Here is a 17,479-nt window from a genome sequence, read left to right on the forward strand (position 1 = left end):
CACTATTTGGTGGGTGTGCGGAGGCTTTCGTAGTTAACGCCGGTGAGGCGCTCTGATTCGGTCCACAATTTGGCAGCGTCAATCTCAGAGTGCGAGGCGGGGTTCGATTCGACCAACACAGGGGCGCCACGGTACTCCTTGCGCCCAGAGGGGCCAAAGTAGTCGCCGCCGGTGACGTTCGGGTCTGTCGCGGCACGCAGCGACGGCTGAGCGCCCTGCTTGGGGGTTTGGATGCCCAGAAAGACTAGTTTCTTTAGCGGACGCAGGTACCAGCGGTCGAACATGTGGTCGGCAAGTCCAGTGCCTGCGGTTCCCGGATGCGCGGCTACCGCCATTGCGTCTACTCCTGCAGCCTCGAAACGGCGTTGCAGCTCGTAGGTAAACAGCAAGTTGGCAAGCTTTGAGCGGCCGTAGGCAGCGCGGGGTGTGTATGAGCCGTTCTGAAACATCAGATTGCCAAACTCCATGAATCCCCAGCGGTGTGCCACGCTCGAGAGGCTCACGACGCGGGCGCCTGGAGTGGCAGCAATGACGTCGAGGAGGCGTCCGGTGAGAGCAAAGTGTCCGAGGTGGTTGGTGCCGAGCTGGGATTCGAAACCGTCGATCGTGAGCTGCGCATCCGTCATCATGATTCCGGCATTGTTGATCAGCAGATCGAGTCGAGAGTGTTTGCTGTGAAATTCGTCACTGAATCGACGGATCGATTCGAGATCGGCCAGATCGAGGAGCATCGTTTCGAGTGAAACCTCGCCAAGTTCGCCCAGAAGTCGGGTCGCCGCCGTCTCGGCTTTGGCTGCCGAGCGCATTGTCATCACTACGTGGGCGCCAGCTTTGAGCAGCGCGCGGCTCGTCTCGAAGCCCAATCCGGAGTTTGCCCCGGTAACGATCGCTACTGTGCCGGTGAGGTCTCCGATGTCGGATTCAGACCAGTCGCTGCGAGCGTTCATAAGAGTCCTTCTTTTCGGGTCGGGGTAGCGGCAGTTGTGGAGCGTCCGCACCTTTTTCGGGAGGGGAACTTTCGCGCTTTTCTGAGGTCGCTAGGGCACTGCGAGTACTTACATTCCAGCATGAATTGCTATGGATCACATTTGAAGCAGTTCGGAGCCACCTCCCGCACGGATTGCCCGCGTCATTTCGCGATGATCGCTCAGTTTCGGGTCGCAACCACGGAACGCCTATTGTTTAAAGTCAACCGAACGGGATTGCCCATGACAACACAGCCAAACAACCTTGACCAGTGGTTCAACCACTACGCAGACCGGGCCTCTGGGCTTGCGGCCTCCGAAGTTCGAGCGTTGTTCGCCGTGGCTTCACGCCCCGAAGTTGTTTCCCTGGCTGGCGGCATGCCGTATGTCTCAGCACTACCCCAAGATCTCATCACCGAGTCAATTGACCGCGTGATGCGTGATCGCGGTCCCGCGGCCCTGCAGTACGGGTCGGGCCAGGGGTTGCCTGCCCTTCGCGAGCAGATCCTCGAGGTCATGGCCCTTGAGGGCATTCGTGCCAGCGTGGATGACGTCGTTGTCACCACCGGCTCGCAGCATGCTCTTGAGCTCGTAACGAAGCTGTTTATCAACCCCGGCGATGTCGTCATCGCTGAAGGTCCGAGCTACGTCACCGCAATGGTGGTCTTCAAGTCTTTTCAGGCTGAGATTTCCCACGTTGAGATGGATGAATTCGGGCTAGTTCCTGACTCTCTCCGGGCCCATATCGCCTCACTTCGCGCTGCCGGCAAAACGATTAAATTTCTGTACACCGTTCCGACCTTCAGTAATCCTGCGGGAGTGACACTCAGCTGGGAACGTCGGCTCGAGGTGCTCGAAATTGCCCGGGAGAACGGCATTTTGGTCCTTGAAGACAACCCATACGGGCTGTTGTACTTCGATGGGCCTCCACCGCATGCGATGCGCTCGGTCGAAGAGGAGGGTGTCATCTATCTCGGCACGTTCTCAAAGACGCTCGCTCCAGGATTTCGGGTTGGTTGGGTGCTTGCGCCTCACGCCATCCGAGAGAAACTCATTTTGGCGAACGAGGCTGCGGTGCTGTCGCCAAGTTCGTTTACGCAGAACATCATTAGTGAGTACATGAATGTCGCCGACTGGAAGGGTCAGATCGACACCTTCCGCGGTGTCTATCGCGAGCGTCGCGATGCCATGCTCGATGCGCTCGATGACTACCTGCCTGACCTGGAATGGACAGTGCCCAATGGCGGCTTCTATATCTGGGTCACGTTGCCACCAAACCTCGATTCCAAGGCAATGCTGCCCCGCGCGGTCAAGGAATTGGTCGCCTACACGCCCGGAACTGCCTTCTTCGCCGACGGAAACGGGCGTAGCAACATGCGGCTGTCGTTCTGCTATCCGACCCCTGATTTCATCCGCGAAGGCATCCGTCGATTGTCTACCGTGATTAATGGCGAGCTCGAATTGCTCAATACTTTCTCGCAGACGGCACCGCTAACGATTGCGCCTCCCGCGTCGTCGATGATCAACCCTCCCGCCAATCTCAGCTAGGACACCATGAACGCTTCACCCACTCGCGTACTTGTTCTCGCCGGCGGAATCTCCCACGAGCGTGACGTTTCGCTCCGTTCAGGGCGACGCGTGGCCGATGGTTTGCGCGCTCAAGGCAAACATGTCGAACTTCGGGATCCGGATGCAAGCTTGCTTCCGTATTTGCGCGACAGTAAGCCAGACGTGGTGTGGCCTGCACTGCATGGCGCAAGTGGCGAAGATGGTGCTTTGCGCGGCCTGCTCGACCTCATTGGGATTCCCTACGTTGGATCGCGTGCCAACGCAGCACGCCTGGCGTGGGATAAGCCGACCGCCAAAGCTCTTGTGTCTCGGGTTGGTGTGCACACGCCGCTCTCAATCGCGTTGTCGCGGGATTCGTTCCGCGAACTGGGAGCCCACAGCATTCTGGATGAACTTGCTGATGAGCTATCGGGGGAGCTGGTCGTCAAGCCAGCTCAGGGCGGATCGGCCCAAGGTGTCTCGATTGTCACCGACCGTTCAGACCTCCCCAGTGCGATGGTGAACGCGTACAACTATTGCGATGTTGCACTTATCGAACAGCGCATTACCGGTGTTGAAATTGCGATCGGCATACTCGATAGCGGCATGGGCCCTGTCGCGTTGCCCGCAGTGGAGATCGCGCCTGTGGCCGGTGCTTACACTTTTGAGGCTCGTTATAATGCTGGTCAGACCCTCTTTTACACTCCGGCCCGCATCGCCGCGAAAGAAGCAGAACGTGCAGCAGAGGCCGCGTTGGCTGCTCATTCCCAGCTCGGGCTGCGCCACCTTTCCCGCGTAGATATGATCGTGGATGGCGCGGGAACGCCATGGTTCCTCGAAGCAAATGTGCTTCCCGGACTCACCGAAACATCAATCTTGCCTCAGGCGCTTGTTGCCGCCGGCCACGATTTGGGTTGGGTCTATGCCGCTCTCGCCGAATCCGCGATCGAAGGCCCGTAACTCTCCGACGACATTTCACGGGTTGGAGTGGCCGGCTTTGGCCTCCTGGTCGACACCCCTGCGAGAACAATCTCGTCTCTTCGTCGCTCCGAGATGACCAGCGATACTGGGCCATCCACAGGCTCTTCCCAACAACAGGAGCCTCGGATGGCTGCCGTTAAAACGAGAGCCGTTGACGGCACCTTTTCCATGGAAAACGCCAGTTTTAGCCCATTTCTTCACTCGGCTGTCGAAAAACCCGAGAATGAAAGTGTCCGCTCGCTCTGGACACCGCTGCTAGACGACTGATCCATGCTTATCGGCGCGGTGCAGCATCGCGCTTGCGAGGGGGAGTGGCGGCTTCCGCGCACCTCGGTGCCGGCACATATTCGAGTCGCTTTTCGCCATCCATGCTCGACCGCTGCTGTTTCACGTGAAACATGTCATACCGCGCGGGTCAGAGATTCGCCAACATCACATGGCAGCCTCAGCGTTTCACGTGAAACCTACGGACCGCCGCGATGCCGTCGTCGCAATCCTCGCCTGTTCGGACCTCGATGTTTCACGTGAAACTACATTCGCGCAAGAGCTACGTGCAGTGCGCGAGACAGGAACCGGAATCCGCTGAAAAAGGTGCCCGCGCACAACCGACAGCGACAACGCGCGCCGCGTAACCCCAGCTTACGGAATCTTGGCTCAGATTGCCCTAGTGAGAACGCCTTGCTAGGGGATAGCTTATTCCGGATCCCCGGATTGAGGCTCCTACCTCGGAATATCCGGAGTGTAGATCGGGACTAACTTCGTGCTACTCGTCGTTTTCAGACGGCAGCGCCGCACTCGATGAGTCGGCTCACAGTCTTCAAGTGTGCTCGCTCGCACCTCAGAAGCTCTTCTTCATTGGGGACACCGCCACCCAATGAGAATATTGGGAACGTCTTGGAACGGGGAGTGTCGGAGCGCGCGCAACGCTAGCGATAGTCGGATTGAACCTCAAGCCGACTGTGAGTGAGTTCCTACTCACGGCTCACGGCTCACGGCTCTCAGAACTCAGAACTCAGAACTCAGAAAAATCTAGCTGATGTTTCACGTGAAACGGCAGAGAGGAGATTGTTCGTCCCGTCGACCCTTCTCAAGCCAGCGGACTAGTTTCACGTGAAACATGGGTCCCAGCATTTGACGCTGGCGCTTCGGAGCGGCGTGCGCGTACAGATTCGAGGCTAGCGATTGAAGCCTGTGTCGCCGAGCTCTTCGAGAATACGATTCAAATCGGCAACAGTCGCGAAGTCGATAATAACCTGACCCTTGCTTGCGCCGAGCGACACCTTGACGCGGGTGTTGAGACGATCAGCCAAACGCTCGGCGATTTCGTCGAGAGGCCCCTGCTTCTTGCCACGCGAAGGTTTTACCCTCGCCGGTTTCGTCGAGAGGGAGCCGGCTGCAGCCTCAGCCGAGCGTACAGAAAGCTCCTCATTGACGATTTTGTCAGCCAAACGCTCCATTCCTTCGGCGTCAGGAAGCGATAGGAGCGCTCGAGCGTGCCCAGCGGTCAGAACTCCAGCCGCTACGCGGCGCTGAACGCTTTCTGGAAGGCGCAAAAGGCGCAATGTGTTCGTAATTTGGGGTCGAGAACGCCCGATTCGCTCCGCAAGCTGCTCTTGGGTGATTCCAAAGTCAGCCAGAAGCTGCTGATAGGCCGACGCTTCCTCGAGCGGGTTGAGGTTCGCGCGGTGAAGGTTCTCCAAAAGAGCATCACGCAGCATGTCCTCATCAGCAGTGCTCTTGATCACCGCGGGGATCGTTGCGAGCCCTAAGTGCTTACTCGCACGCAACCGACGCTCACCCATAATGAGCTCATACTGCGGCTCACCATCAGCAGCACCCGCTAGAGGCCGAACAACGATGGGCTGGAGAACACCGATCTCGCGAATAGAGACTATGAGCTCTGAGAGCTCTTCTTCGCGAAACTCGGTTCGAGGTTGACGCGAGTTCGGCACGATGTCGAGGGGGGAGAGGCTTGCGAGTCGCGCGCCTGGAACCGAACGCAGTTTGTCAGTCGAGATCTCTCCACCAGGGAAAAACACGTCGACGGGACGCTCGGCGTTTTCGTCCGACGCCGGGATAAGCGCGCCGATGCCGCGGCCAAGTCCGGTGCGTTTTGGTGCTGCCATTATTGGGGTGCTCCTCGGTGTGCGATTTCCGCGGCCGCTTCCAGATAGGAAAGCGAGCCCGGAGAATTCTGGTCATAGCTGATAACAGTCTGCCCGTAGCTGGGGGCCTCAGAAATCCGTACAGAACGAGGAATCACCGTGGTCAAAACCTGCTTGGGAAAGTGTTCGCGCACATCGTCGACCACTTGATTAGCAAGATTGGTTCGAGAGTCGTACATCGTCATAAGGATGGTCGAGACTCGAAGCTTTGGGTTGAGGTGGCGCTCAATGAGTTTGATGTTGTTAAGCAACTGGCTCAAACCTTCAAGAGCGTAATACTCACATTGAATAGGGATCAAAACTTCTTGCGCGGCGACGAAAGCGTTAATCGTAAGAAGACCGAGGGACGGCGGGCAGTCGATGAAGACATAGTGATAGGCGTCAGGGGAATCCTGAAGAAACTGATCAAGAGAAGAACGTAACCGTTGCTCGCGCGCGACCAACGAGACAAGCTCGATCTCGGCGCCGGCAAGGTGGATCGTCGCTGGTACGCAGTACAGTGCCTCAAATTCCGGGCTCTTCTGTATTACATCTGCCATCGGGACATCATTAATAATGACGTCATAGACGCTTGGTGTTTCAGAACGATGCTCCACACCGAGCGCAGTCGACGCGTTTCCTTGAGGATCTAGGTCAATGACGAGAACACGAGCTCCCGTTCGAGCTAGAGCCGCTGCGAGATTCACCGTAGAAGTAGTCTTTCCGACACCACCCTTTTGGTTTGCAACCGTGAAGACACGTGTTCGATCGGGGAGGGGGAGCGTGGCTGAGGCCACAGCCTTGCGCCGGCGCGTCAGTTCTGCGATCTCCCGCGCAAGCGGCGTGGTCTGGTCGAACGATTTTGACTGTTCGGTGACTTCGCGTTCGGGATGTTTCACGTGAAACTTTCTTTCTGGTGGCGCAAAAAAGGGGCAAGTAGAGTGACGGTCGAACTCGTGGCCGAATCAGTACACTCTAGCCCGAAACACCCTAGTGATCTCTGGGGTTATTCCTTCACCTAGAACTAGCGACTCAACATCACGGAGCCCCGCCTTGCGAATCGCTTTAGATGCAGCTTCGATCTCTTCGTCGATGCGAGCACCCTTCATGAACACCATCTCTCCACCAGGAGCCAATAAATGTTCGGTGGTGGGGATCAGCTTTGAGAGAGCAGTTACCGCTCGCGCTGTCATCTGCGTCAAGGCTTCCGCGTACGGTGCATCCTGAGACCGGGATCTATCAACGACAACGTTCGTTAAACCAAGTCTGGCGGCCTCAGCTTGCAGCCAGTCAACGCGACGTTCCATGGGTTCAATGAGTACGAAGTTCACATCGGGGCGCGCGATTGCCAAGACAATTCCCGGTAATCCCGCACCACTGCCAATATCGCCGACTAGTCCGGGCCTAAGCAGGGGAGCGACGAGCACACAGTTCACAATATGGCGTGACCACAGTCGCGGAACCTCGAGAGGACCAATAAGTCCCAACTCTTCTCCACGAAGTGCAAGGCTATTTGTGTACTGCCGCGCGAGATCGATGCGGTCGCCGAAAAGCACCGCGGCGATCTCAGGCTCGGACTCGAGCCCCAACTCTTCGGTCAATGTTTCACGTGAAACTATGCGCGCGTGATGACGGTGTGACGGTCGCGGCCCTCGCCACTTGACTGAGATACGAAACCACGCTCAGCCACAACGTCATGAACAAGCTTGCGCTCGTAAGAGGACATGGGGGGGAGTGATGCAGAATCGGCACCGGCTTCAATCCGCTCGACGGCTGTGTCAACCAGCTTCGAGAGTTCCGCCGCACGAGCTTCACGCGATCCACCAATATCGAGGATAAGACGGGAGAAAGCACCAGTCTTGTTCTGGATCGCGATGCGGGTGAGCTCCTGAAGAGCGGTAACAGTATCGGGGCGAGACAACAACCGAAGGTTCGTGTCTTCACTCGACGTCACTGAGACGTAGGCGCGACCCGCACGGGCATCAATTTCAATATCGCCGTCAAGATCAGCGATATCGAGCAGCTCCTCGATATAGTCCGCTGCGATATCGCCTTCTTCTTCCAACTGAGCAGAAGTGCGGTCTTCGCGATCGTCAACAGGAGTGGTCTCAACTGCTGCGGTGTCTGTGTCAGAAACGTTCGTCATTTCTTCTTTCCCTGCTTCTTCTTTGCACGGTTCTTGCTTACGGGTTGATCGCGCTGCGGATTCTTAGGCTCTTCAATGACGATGGTTCCCGAGTCCGACTCGGGCGCCTCCTCAATGATTCCCTTGCGTTGGTTGCGCTTTGCAAGACGAGCCTCGCGAGCCAGCGCCGCTTCACTGCCGGGCGTAGGCATGTTTCGAATGACGAGGAACTGCTGACCCATGGTCCAGAAGTTCGATACGAGCCAATAGAACATCACGCCCAGGGGGAAGGTGAACCCCGAGAAAGCGAACACAAGCGGGAGCATATAAAGCATGATCCGCTGTTGGCGATACATCGGGCTTGCCTTCATCTCAGCCGACTGGTTCTTCGACATGATCTGAAGTTGAGTGATGAACTTGACCCGGTCATAAGAATGACCATGATGACCGCTGTTACGATCACGGGAACATTGCCGTCTGCGGTGCTGATAGCTAAGTGCAGGGGAGCGATATCGAAGAGCGACGAGGTGCCGAAGGACTCGGATAAATCTGCACTGAGCAGTCCTACTCCCGCTGCATGATCCTCGAGCTGTGCTTCGCGAAGTACTGAAAACAGGCCGAAGAAAATCGGCATCTGAAGAAGGAGGGGGAGACAAGAACTAAACGGATTAGTTCCCGCGTTCTTATACATCGCCATTGTCTCGCGAGACATGGCCTCACGAGAGAACTGGTCCTTCTTGCCTTTGTACTTGTCTTGAATCTTCTTGAGCTGCGGAGCGACTTCCATCATGCGTCGCTGGCTCTTGATCTGACGAACAAAGACGGGGATTAGTGCTGCACGAACCACGAGGACAAGGCCCACGATCGACAGCACCCAAGTGAGACCAGCATCACCGTCCATGCCAACAAAACTCAGCAGCGAATGGAACGCAACGAGAATTGCTTCGATCACCCACTTGATTGGCCACAACAGCGTGCCAAAGAAAGCAAAAAGATCCATGTGGTGGTTAGCCCCTTTCGTGGCTTGCGGCTATAACAAAGCCAAACCTGGTGATCTGGTAGCGGTCGTGCCGGCGAGCCGGAATGTCATCGATGCCGCCCTCTGCCCACGGGTGGCAGCGAACTAGACGTCGAGATCCAAGCCACACACCACGAATTACTCCGTGCTGCTGAATAGCTTGAAGCGTGTAGTAAGAACACGATGGGTAATACCGACAGACGTCACCGTAGAGCGGTGACATCACTGCGCGATAAACACGAAGGATCAATACACAAAGATTGCGTGGAAGAAGCATCACGAACGTAACGAGAGGTTTCATACCTTCACCACGATGCGATCAATCCCTTCAGCGATCTCCGCGAGTAGCGTAGTCGATTCAGCCTGCGCCGAACCTGCCAGCGCACGAATCACAATGTCCGAATTAACGGAAACATTGGGAAGAAGTTGCGCGGCAACGGCGCGAAGCCGACGACGAACCTTGTTACGTACTACTGCGTTGCCCACCGCTTTAGAAACAATGAATCCAAAACGTACGCCACTCGATCGCTCGTTGCTCACAATGTGAACAACGCAGTGCGGTGCTGAATAACGACGTCCCCGACGAACAGCCAAACGAAAGTCGCTCGGATGAGTTACGCGGTTCGCCTTAGACAGCACCGGACGAGATTACGCGGAGAGTTCGGTGCGTCCCTTGCGACGACGAGCGCCGAGGATCGCGCGGCCTGCACGGGTGCGCATACGCAAACGGAAACCATGAACCTTCGCGCGGCGACGGTTGTTTGGCTGAAAAGTTCTCTTGCTCATAGCTATATCTCCAAGGCCCAGCTCTGGCGGCCGGGAAGAATTGGTAGGCCCAAGGGCCAGAAGTCAACTGATTAAAACTACGGCGTTAAACGGGTGCGGTCAAACCGCACTTTCTGCAACGGCGCATTATCCACAAAGAGTACATCGTTATTGGTAACGACATGCTGTGGACAACTAAGGTGAGAGTCAGTGCATAACGGCGTCAGAAGTCCAGTAAATCAGCGAGAATAGCTGTTCTCAACAGTGGATAAGCCTGTGAGTAAATAGCGTCAAGGGATGGTAAAAGAATGTCGGAAACACCCGACCCGACTAACGAACTGTGGCACGAGGTTCTGGCACATCTCACTGGAGACGAGCGCATTACGCCGCAACTCCAAGGTTTTATGAGCCTGGTTGAGCCAAAAGGAGTCATGGCTGGCACGCTCTATCTTGAGGTGCCTAACGAATTAACGCGCGGAATGCTGGAACAGCGACTCCGCCAGCCACTCCTCGATGCCATCGGCCAATTGAGCAGTGACCACGGGATCAATAACTTCGCCACGGTCGTGAACCCCGATATCCAGCAAGATGCACTTTCTCAAGAAGTTCCTCGAACCGAGCAGCCATATATTGAGCCGACTCCACCCAAGGCAGCAGACCAGTCGCCCTCGCGACGCAGTGATTCACGGCTCAATCCGAAATACAGTTTCGATAATTTCGTTATTGGTGGATCCAACAGATTCGCTCACGCTGCAGCGGTCGCCGTCGCCGAAGCGCCGGCGAAGGCCTACAACCCACTCTTTATTTACGGTGGATCCGGTCTCGGCAAGACTCACCTTTTGCACGCGATCGGCCACTACGCCGAGAGCCTCTACCCCGGAATCCGGGTTCGTTACGTTAGCTCGGAAGAATTCACGAACGACTTCATCAACTCGATCGCGAACAACCGCGCCTCAGTCTTCCAGTCGCGATACCGCGAAATAGACATTCTGCTCATCGACGATATCCAATTCCTTCAGGGCAAAGATTCCACACAAGAAGCGTTCTTCCACACCTTCAACACCCTGCACGATCACAACAAGCAGGTTGTGATCACCAGGATTTGCCTCCAAAACACCTCACCGGGTTTGAGGATCGGATGCGCTCGCGCTTCGAATGGGGCCTGATTACCGACGTGCAGGCGCCAGATCTCGAAACGCGCATCGCTATTTTGCGCAAGAAGGCTCAGAGCGAGAAAATGCAGGTCGGTAACGACATCCTCGAATTCATGGCTTCGAAGGTCTCGTCGAATATCCGCGAGCTCGAAGGAACCCTCATCCGAGTGACTGCCTTCGCGAGTCTCAATCGCACCGAGGTCGATATGGCATTGGTCCAAACGGTGCTGAAGGACCTCATCACTCTTGACGAAGACAACGTCATCGCACCGGTCGACATCATCAATCACACCGCTGACTACTTCAAGCTCACGGTCGACGACCTCTATGGCTCGTCTCGATCCCAGGCCATAGCTACAGCACGCCAGATTGCTATGTATCTCTGCCGGGAACTGACAAACCTGTCGCTGCCGAAAATCGGCCAGCTCTTTGGTAACCGCGATCACACCACGGTGATGTACGCGAATAAGAAGATCACCGAGCTCATGAAAGAACGTCGCTCGATCTATAACCAAGTCACAGAGCTCACGAGTCGGATTAAACAGAACCAACGATTCAGCCAAAAATAGGTTTTCCCACTTGGGGATAACTTGGGGATAACCTTCCCAACTCGCCGGAAAGATTGTTGATCACCAGAATCATTCTGTGGAATTACAAATTCTTGTCATTCGAGTTTCCCGTCGAGAGTGAACATTTCTCCACCGCTCGTCAACAACTCACACGGTTGTAGTTTCCCGTAGTTACAAGAAATCAGCCGGGTTATTCACAGTTTCCACAACGGTTAAGAGTGTGACCTTTAAAGAATGAAATTTGAATCCCAAATAACCTGTGGTTCGCAACGGGATTGGCTGTGCCAGTATTAACGGCCAGAGCTTGATCCGGTTAGGGGTGGTTCATGAAGTTTCAGGTTAATCGTGATGTCTTCAGCGAGGCAGTTTCGTTTGCAGTCAAACTGCTGCCGCAGCGCACAACGCTGCCCATTTTGAGCGGTGTGCTGATCGAAGCCACCGAAGAGGGGCTCACGCTGTCATCGTTTGACTACGAAGTATCCGCTCGAACGCAGATCATCGCCGAAGTTGAAGAACCTGGTCGCGTACTCGTTTCGGGAAAGCTTTTAGCTGAGATTGCGAGCCGACTTCCCAATGCTCCCGTGAGATTTAGCACCGAAGATAATAAAATTACGGTCGCTTGTGGCACTGGTCATTTCACGCTGTCGAGCATGCCAGTCGAAGAATATCCGACCCTTCCTCAGATTTCTGACCGTGTGGGCACGCTAAAAGCAGATCTTTTTTCTGCCGCAATTGCCCAAGTCGCTGTTGCTGCGTCACGGGACGACGTGACTCCCGTTATCACCGGAGTACAGCTCGAGGTTTCGCAGAACAATATTTCGCTCGTGGCTACCGATCGCTATCGAGTTGCAGTCCGCGACATCGAATGGGACGCCGGGGATTCCGGTGTCGAATCTGCCACCGCCCTGGTGCCAGCGAAGACTTTGGTCGAGGTCGGTAAGACCTTCGGTAACAGTGGCGAAATTTCGATTGCAATCACGAGCACCGATGAACGTGAGCTCATCGCTTTTCAGGCAGATAGAAAAACTGTGACCTCGTTGCTCATTAAGGGCAATTTTCCCCCGGTACGACGACTTTTCCCCGAGACTGTGGATAACTTTGCGGTTATGAATACCGCTGAGCTCATTGAAGCGGTGCGACGCGTATCCCTCGTGCTCGAGCGAGAAGCTGCACTTCGGTTCACTTTCACCACCGAAGGTGTCACGCTCGAGGCCATCGGATCCGAGCAAGCCCAAGCATCCGAAACTATCGATGCTTTCTTGACCGGGGATGACACTGTTGTTTCGCTCAAGCCTCAGTTCCTGATCGATGGGCTGAGCTCAGTTCATTCTGAATTCGTGCGAATTTCTTTCACAAAGACGGAGAATCCCAACAAGCCAGGTCCCGTGTTGATCACGAGCCAGTCGTCCAAGGACCAACCTGGTAGTGACAACTACAAGTACTTGCTGCAGCCCAACCTGTTGTTGAGGTAATCATGGTCGACACCATGCAGGTAGGACTCATTGGCCTGGGAAAAATGGGCGGAAACATGCGTGAGCGCATGCGTGCCAAGGGACTCACCGTCACTGGTTATGACCCAAATGCCGAGGTCAGCGACGTTGCCACGCTGTCTGATCTTGTAGATGCTCTGCCAACGCCGCGCATTATTTGGGTCATGGTGCCTTCCGGTTCGGTGACGGATTCTGTAATTACCGAAATTGAAGTTTTGCTCGAGCCTGGCGACTTGGTCATTGATGGCGGTAACACACGATTCACGGATGATGAGCTTCACCGCCAGCAGCTTGCAGGACGTGACATTGCTTTCGTAGACGTCGGCGTCTCTGGAGGAATTTGGGGTCTCGAGAACGGTTATGGACTAATGGCCGGCGGAGAATCATCCGACATCCAACGGGCTATGCCGATTTTCGACGCCCTTCGTCCAGAAGGTCCGCGTGATGAGGGATTTGTTCATGCTGGTCCGGTCGGCGCTGGCCACTACGTGAAGATGGTCCACAACGGAATCGAATACGCGCTGATGCAAGCGTGGGCCGAGGGATTTGAGCTTCTCGACAGCCGAAAAGATCTTGTGAAGGATGTTCCTGGGTCATTCAAGGCGTGGCAGCGCGGAACAGTAGTGCGCTCTTGGTTGCTTGAGCTCCTCGTTAAAGCCCTTGAAGAAGACCCTGATTTCGCGGATATCGCCGGTTATGTCGAAGATTCGGGGGAGGGCCGTTGGACTGTTCATGAAGCACTCAACCAAGCTGTCGCCGTGCCAACAATCAGTGCCGCAATTTTTGCTCGCTTTGTGTCTCGCCAAGAAGATTCGCCCTCGATGAAGGCGGTCGCAGCTCTCCGTAACCAGTTCGGCGGGCATAGCGTCCGCAAGAGCTAAGCCTTCACCGCGATGCTTGTTACTCATGTTGAGCTCAAAGATTTTCGTAATTACGAGTCTCTTGCGCTAGAGCTCGGTAGCGGCCCGACGTTAATTGTTGGTTCAAACGGGCAGGGCAAGACAAACCTTGTTGAAGCATTAGGATTTCTCAGCACACTCGGTTCTCATCGTGTTTCGACAGATCACGCGATGGTTCGCCAAAATACGGATGCGGCCATCATCCGGGTGCGACTCGAACACAATGATCGAAAATTTTTAGCTGAAGTACAGATCAATCGCAGCGGTGCTAACCGGGCCCAGATCAATCGCTCGGCAATTCGGACTCGAGAGTTGCCGCGTTATTTTTCAAGTGTGCTCTTTGCCCCCGAAGACCTTGCTCTCGTTCGCGGCGAACCTTCAGGTCGTCGAAGATTTATTGACGACCTGCTTGTGCTGCGCTCGCCACGGTTCAGCGGTGTTATTTCTGATTACGAGCGCGTGGTCAAACAGCGAAATTCTCTCCTGAAATCAGCCCGGGCTTCTGGTGTGCGCGACACCCACTTGAGCACTCTTGATGTGTGGGACGAGCGTTTAGTGGAATTTGGAGCACAGATTATTAACGCGCGAAGTGCCCTTCTTGCTGATCTCAGCCCAGAAGTATCTAGCGCGTACGAGCGAATCGTTGGCGCTGATCATGGTGCTTCGTTGGCTAATTCGCTCAGCGTAATTTCTCGCCAGGATGATCCGGATAATTCGGTGGCAACAAACGCGGTTGGCGAGATAATTTCGGTCGCTGACGCGACCACGGCATTCGTTGCAGCCCTCGAATCAGTTCGACGAGCTGAGCGAGATCGGGCGATTACGCTGGTTGGGCCCCATCGAGACGATCTTATTTTCGGCCTCAACGGGCTGCCGGCGCGGGGATATGCGAGCCACGGAGAATCCTGGTCTTTTGCACTAGCTCTCAAGTTGGCTTCGGCAGAGTTATTGCGGCGTGATTCCTCGGCAGGTGATCCGGTGCTTATTCTGGATGATGTTTTCGCCGAGCTCGACAAATCTCGCCGGGAAAGATTGGCTGATTCAATTTCGGGGTTCGAGCAAGTTCTCATTACCGCTGCGGTTTTTGGGGATGTTCCGGAACAGCTAGCAGCGAATGTTGTTCAGATCCGTGCAGGATTGGTCGTCACTGATGAATGATCGCGATCCGGCCGTCGATGAACACGTTGCTGTCTATTTGAGATTCCGCGAGGTATTCGGGGACGCAACAAAGCGTTCGTACATGGCGCGAAAGCGCGACCGCAAGCAGCCAGGAACAAGCGTCCCCTTTGCTCCCGGCCGCGATCCGCATGGGCTGGGCGATGTGATGGACAGCCTCACCAACAGCATGGGGTGGAGTTCACCTCTTGCTCGCTCGGAATTGTTACTCGGATGGCCGGAGATTGTCGGCGATGAGACAGCGGAACATTCTGAACCGATCGGTATCGAGGAAGGTGTTCTGACGGTTCGATGTGATTCCACAGCATGGGCGACACAGTTGAGGTTGATGCGATCGCGCATCTCGACGACGATCGCTCAGCAATATCCAGACGCCGGTGTCGATTCGGTCCGCTTTGAGGGCCCCAACGCCCCATCATGGAAAAGAGGCCCCAGATCAATTCCAGGCCGGGGCCCGCGCGATACTTACGGTTAGCGAGGCAAATTAGGTCACGCGACCAAAGAAACTCCCGTAGAACGCAATTTAGCCGTCGTGGGCTCGCGGAATTTGGTAGAATATCGGGAGCCGTCAGACGCACCTCCTTGTGGAGTACCAGCTCTGAATGGCGAGTGTGAACTAGCGGCAGGAGCCTAACTTCAGATGACATCGACGCCCGATAACGACGTGCCCGAGAGCCAGATAATTTCCAACGGTCATGTTGCCGCCGATAGCTACGGTGCCGATCAAATCCAGATCCTTGAGGGTCTCGAAGCTGTTCGCAAGCGCCCCGGAATGTACATCGGCTCCACTGGCCCGCGGGGGCTACACCACCTTGTGTATGAAGTTGTGGATAACTCTGTTGACGAGGCCCTCGCTGGCTACTGCGACACCATCAACATCTGGATTCGCAAAGATGGCTCCATTCGTGTGCGCGATAACGGTCGTGGGATTCCCGTCGATCTCAATCAGCAAGAACAAAAGTCGACCGTAGAGGTCGTGATGACGATGCTGCACGCTGGTGGCAAGTTCGGCGGCGGTGGTTATGCCGTATCCGGTGGACTTCACGGTGTGGGTATTTCTGTAGTCAACGCGCTGTCGGCTGAGATTGACACTGAAATTCGCCGTCAGGGTTATGTCTGGCGAATGAGTTTTGCCAACGGTGTTCCCGTGGCTCCACTAGCTCAGGGTGAGACCACTGACGAGACAGGAACGCAGCAAACGTTCTGGCCGAGCAAAGAGACTTTTGAGACCGTAGAGTTCGACTTCGAAACTCTTCGTGCGCGTTTTCAGCAGATGGCCTTCCTTAACAAGGGATTGCGTATCACCATCACGGATGAGCGTCCCGAAGAAGAAGTTGTCGAAAGTTACATGTACGAGCGTGGTCTCGTCGACTATGTCGAGTACTTGAATAAAGCAAAGAAGAACGAACTCATTCATCCGGATGTCATCGCCTTTGAGTCGGAAGATACCGAGAAGAAGATCTCACTCGAGGTCGCAATGCAGTGGACCGCTGGCTATTCCGAAAGCGTTCACACCTATGCCAACACGATCAACACTCATGAGGGTGGAACTCACGAAGAGGGTTTCCGCGCTGCTCTGACCACCCTTGTCAACCGGTATGCCCGCGAGAAGAACATCATCAAAGAAAAGGATGAAAACCTTTCCGGCGATGACGTGCGCGAGGGATTGACTGCGGTCATCTCGATCAAGCTGGGCGAGCCACAGTTCGAAGGCCAGACCAAAACCAAGCTGGGTAACACGGAAGCAAAGGCATTCGTTCAACGCATCGCCGGCCAGCAGCTCGGTGACTGGTTCGATCGCAACCCCACGCAGGCTCGCGATGTTATTCGCAAGGCGATTCAGGCGTCGCAAGCACGACTTGCTGCCCGCAAAGCTCGCGAGCAGACCCGTCGTAAGGGACTCCTCGAGTCGAGCGGTATGCCCGGAAAGCTGCGCGACTGCTCGAGTAAAGATCCGTCGCTCTCTGAAATCTTTATGGTCGAGGGTGACTCGGCCGGCGGCTCCGCCGTTCAAGGCCGTAACCCCGAATTCCAGGCGATCCTCCCTCTGCGAGGCAAGATTCTCAACGTTGAGAAGGCGCGGCTCGATCGTGCCCTCGGCAACGCTGAAGTCCAAGCAATGATTACCGCCTTCGGTGCAGGCGTTGGTGAAGACTTCGATCCCACTAAGGCTCGGTACCACAAGATTGTTTTGATGGCCGATGCTGACGTCGACGGTCAGCACATTACGACGCTGCTGTTGACATTGCTGTTCCGTTACATGCGTCCGCTCATCGATCTGGGTTATGTGTATCTTGCACAGCCGCCGCTGTACCGCCTGAAGTGGAGCAACGCGCAGCACCAGTACGTCTACAGTGACGCTGAGCGCGATGCGCTAACCGAACTGGGGCTCTCAGAAGGTAAGCGCATGCCCAAGGACAACGGCATCCAGCGCTACAAGGGTCTTGGTGAGATGGACTACAAGGAACTGTGGGAAACCACGATGGACCCCGCTACTCGCACTCTGCTTCAAGTCACCTTGGATGACGCAGCAGCAGCTGACGAAACATTCTCAACCCTCATGGGCGAAGACGTTGAGTCTCGCCGAAACTTCATCCAGCGCAACGCCGCAGACGTCCGTTTCTTAGATATCTAGCTCGAACAGA

15 protein-coding genes and 2 pseudogenes are annotated in these 17,479 nt (G+C 55.5%); 8 read left to right on the forward strand and 9 right to left on the reverse strand.

What is annotated here, in order from left to right:
- Window positions 1-2: 2 nt before the first annotated feature.
- Window positions 3-947 (reverse strand): oxidoreductase, encoded by a 945-nt coding sequence (locus ON14_RS08760; protein ID WP_010204557.1) that lies wholly within the window; start codon window positions 945-947, stop codon window positions 3-5.
- Between the two features lie 261 nt (window positions 948-1,208).
- Here ON14_RS08760 and ON14_RS08765 point away from each other — a divergent pair, with 261 nt between their 5' ends.
- Complete coding sequence (locus ON14_RS08765) at window positions 1,209-2,513, forward strand: aminotransferase-like domain-containing protein (RefSeq protein ID WP_026037626.1); 1,305 nt, start codon at window positions 1,209-1,211, stop codon at window positions 2,511-2,513.
- Between the two features lie 6 nt (window positions 2,514-2,519).
- Entirely contained in the window at window positions 2,520-3,473 is a 954-nt protein-coding gene (locus ON14_RS08770) for a D-alanine--D-alanine ligase family protein (RefSeq protein ID WP_010204559.1), read from the forward strand.
- A gap of 1,196 nt (window positions 3,474-4,669) precedes the next feature.
- Here the strand turns inward: ON14_RS08770 and ON14_RS08775 are convergent.
- From ON14_RS08775 to rpmH, 8 genes and pseudogenes are all read right to left on the reverse strand, one after another.
- A complete protein-coding gene (locus ON14_RS08775) occupies window positions 4,670-5,620 on the reverse strand; it encodes a ParB/RepB/Spo0J family partition protein (RefSeq protein WP_010204560.1) in 951 nt (316 codons plus the stop codon).
- The gene (locus ON14_RS08780; RefSeq protein ID WP_010204561.1) at window positions 5,620-6,537 is read right to left on the reverse strand and encodes a ParA family protein; all 918 of its coding nucleotides are present in this window, start codon (window positions 6,535-6,537) and stop codon (window positions 5,620-5,622) included. Before ON14_RS08780 ends, ON14_RS08775 begins: the two co-directional genes overlap by 1 nt.
- A gap of 66 nt (window positions 6,538-6,603) precedes the next feature.
- Window positions 6,604-7,239, reverse strand: a complete 636-nt coding sequence (gene rsmG, locus ON14_RS08785) for a 16S rRNA (guanine(527)-N(7))-methyltransferase RsmG (RefSeq protein ID WP_010204562.1) — start codon at window positions 7,237-7,239, stop codon at window positions 6,604-6,606.
- 14 nt (window positions 7,240-7,253) lie between these two features.
- Window positions 7,254-7,784, reverse strand: a complete 531-nt coding sequence (locus tag ON14_RS08790) for a Jag family protein (RefSeq protein ID WP_010204563.1) — start codon at window positions 7,782-7,784, stop codon at window positions 7,254-7,256.
- Window positions 7,781-8,763: pseudogene (gene yidC / locus ON14_RS08795) on the reverse strand (membrane protein insertase YidC). The gene ON14_RS08790 and the pseudogene yidC overlap by 4 nt, the downstream one beginning before the upstream one ends.
- A 7-nt stretch (window positions 8,764-8,770) precedes the next feature.
- Window positions 8,771-9,082, reverse strand: coding sequence for a membrane protein insertion efficiency factor YidD (gene yidD / locus ON14_RS15460; RefSeq protein ID WP_081503533.1), 312 nt, complete (start codon window positions 9,080-9,082; stop codon window positions 8,771-8,773).
- On the reverse strand, window positions 9,079-9,420 hold the full coding sequence (gene rnpA / locus ON14_RS08800; protein WP_010204565.1) for a ribonuclease P protein component: 342 nt from the start codon (window positions 9,418-9,420) through the stop codon (window positions 9,079-9,081). The genes yidD and rnpA overlap by 4 nt, the downstream gene beginning before the upstream one ends.
- A 9-nt stretch (window positions 9,421-9,429) precedes the next feature.
- The gene (gene rpmH, locus ON14_RS08805) at window positions 9,430-9,567 is read right to left on the reverse strand and encodes a 50S ribosomal protein L34 (protein WP_010204566.1); all 138 of its coding nucleotides are present in this window, start codon (window positions 9,565-9,567) and stop codon (window positions 9,430-9,432) included.
- 287 nt (window positions 9,568-9,854) lie between these two features.
- Between rpmH and dnaA the strand changes: the two are divergent.
- The 6 genes and pseudogenes from dnaA (at window position 9,855) to gyrB (ending at window position 17,469) form a co-directional block, all read left to right on the forward strand.
- A pseudogene (gene dnaA / locus ON14_RS08810) lies at window positions 9,855-11,269 on the forward strand (chromosomal replication initiator protein DnaA).
- Between the two features lie 326 nt (window positions 11,270-11,595).
- Entirely contained in the window at window positions 11,596-12,741 is a 1,146-nt protein-coding gene (gene dnaN / locus ON14_RS08815; protein ID WP_010204567.1) for a DNA polymerase III subunit beta, read from the forward strand.
- Window positions 12,742-12,755: 14 nt separating this feature from the next.
- Entirely contained in the window at window positions 12,756-13,640 is an 885-nt protein-coding gene (gene gnd / locus ON14_RS08820) for a phosphogluconate dehydrogenase (NAD(+)-dependent, decarboxylating) (RefSeq protein ID WP_010204569.1), read from the forward strand.
- Between the two features lie 12 nt (window positions 13,641-13,652).
- The gene (recF, locus tag ON14_RS08825; RefSeq protein ID WP_010204571.1) at window positions 13,653-14,816 is read left to right on the forward strand and encodes a DNA replication/repair protein RecF; all 1,164 of its coding nucleotides are present in this window, start codon (window positions 13,653-13,655) and stop codon (window positions 14,814-14,816) included.
- Entirely contained in the window at window positions 14,809-15,309 is a 501-nt protein-coding gene (locus tag ON14_RS08830) for a DUF721 domain-containing protein (RefSeq protein WP_010204572.1), read from the forward strand. The genes recF and ON14_RS08830 overlap by 8 nt, the downstream gene beginning before the upstream one ends.
- Before the next feature lie 165 nt (window positions 15,310-15,474).
- Complete coding sequence (gyrB, locus tag ON14_RS08835; RefSeq protein ID WP_010204573.1) at window positions 15,475-17,469, forward strand: DNA topoisomerase (ATP-hydrolyzing) subunit B; 1,995 nt, start codon at window positions 15,475-15,477, stop codon at window positions 17,467-17,469.
- The last annotated feature ends 10 nt before the right edge of the window (window positions 17,470-17,479 follow it).

Origin of the sequence: Salinibacterium sp. PAMC 21357 (assembly GCF_000247645.1) — a bacterium.
In the GTDB taxonomy this organism is placed as follows: domain Bacteria; phylum Actinomycetota; class Actinomycetes; order Actinomycetales; family Microbacteriaceae; genus Rhodoglobus.

Excerpts from the sequence above, each read along its gene's own strand:
- ON14_RS08770 (WP_010204559.1), top strand. The coding sequence starts at position 2,520 with ATGAACGCTTCACCCACTCGCGTACTTGTTCTCGCCGGCGGAATCTCC.
- gnd (WP_010204569.1), top strand. The coding sequence starts at position 12,756 with ATGCAGGTAGGACTCATTGGCCTGGGAAAAATGGGCGGAAACATGCGT.
- dnaN (WP_010204567.1), top strand. The coding sequence starts at position 11,596 with ATGAAGTTTCAGGTTAATCGTGATGTCTTCAGCGAGGCAGTTTCGTTT.
- ON14_RS08790 (WP_010204563.1), bottom strand. The coding sequence starts at position 7,784 with ATGACGAACGTTTCTGACACAGACACCGCAGCAGTTGAGACCACTCCT.
- ON14_RS08760 (WP_010204557.1), bottom strand. The coding sequence starts at position 947 with ATGAACGCTCGCAGCGACTGGTCTGAATCCGACATCGGAGACCTCACC.
- gyrB (WP_010204573.1), top strand. The coding sequence starts at position 15,475 with ATGACATCGACGCCCGATAACGACGTGCCCGAGAGCCAGATAATTTCC.
- ON14_RS08830 (WP_010204572.1), top strand. The coding sequence starts at position 14,809 with ATGAATGATCGCGATCCGGCCGTCGATGAACACGTTGCTGTCTATTTG.
- recF (WP_010204571.1), top strand. The coding sequence starts at position 13,653 with ATGCTTGTTACTCATGTTGAGCTCAAAGATTTTCGTAATTACGAGTCT.
- yidD (WP_081503533.1), bottom strand. The coding sequence starts at position 9,082 with ATGAAACCTCTCGTTACGTTCGTGATGCTTCTTCCACGCAATCTTTGT.
- rpmH (WP_010204566.1), bottom strand. The coding sequence starts at position 9,567 with ATGAGCAAGAGAACTTTTCAGCCAAACAACCGTCGCCGCGCGAAGGTT.
- ON14_RS08775 (WP_010204560.1), bottom strand. The coding sequence starts at position 5,620 with ATGGCAGCACCAAAACGCACCGGACTTGGCCGCGGCATCGGCGCGCTT.
- ON14_RS08765 (WP_026037626.1), top strand. The coding sequence starts at position 1,209 with ATGACAACACAGCCAAACAACCTTGACCAGTGGTTCAACCACTACGCA.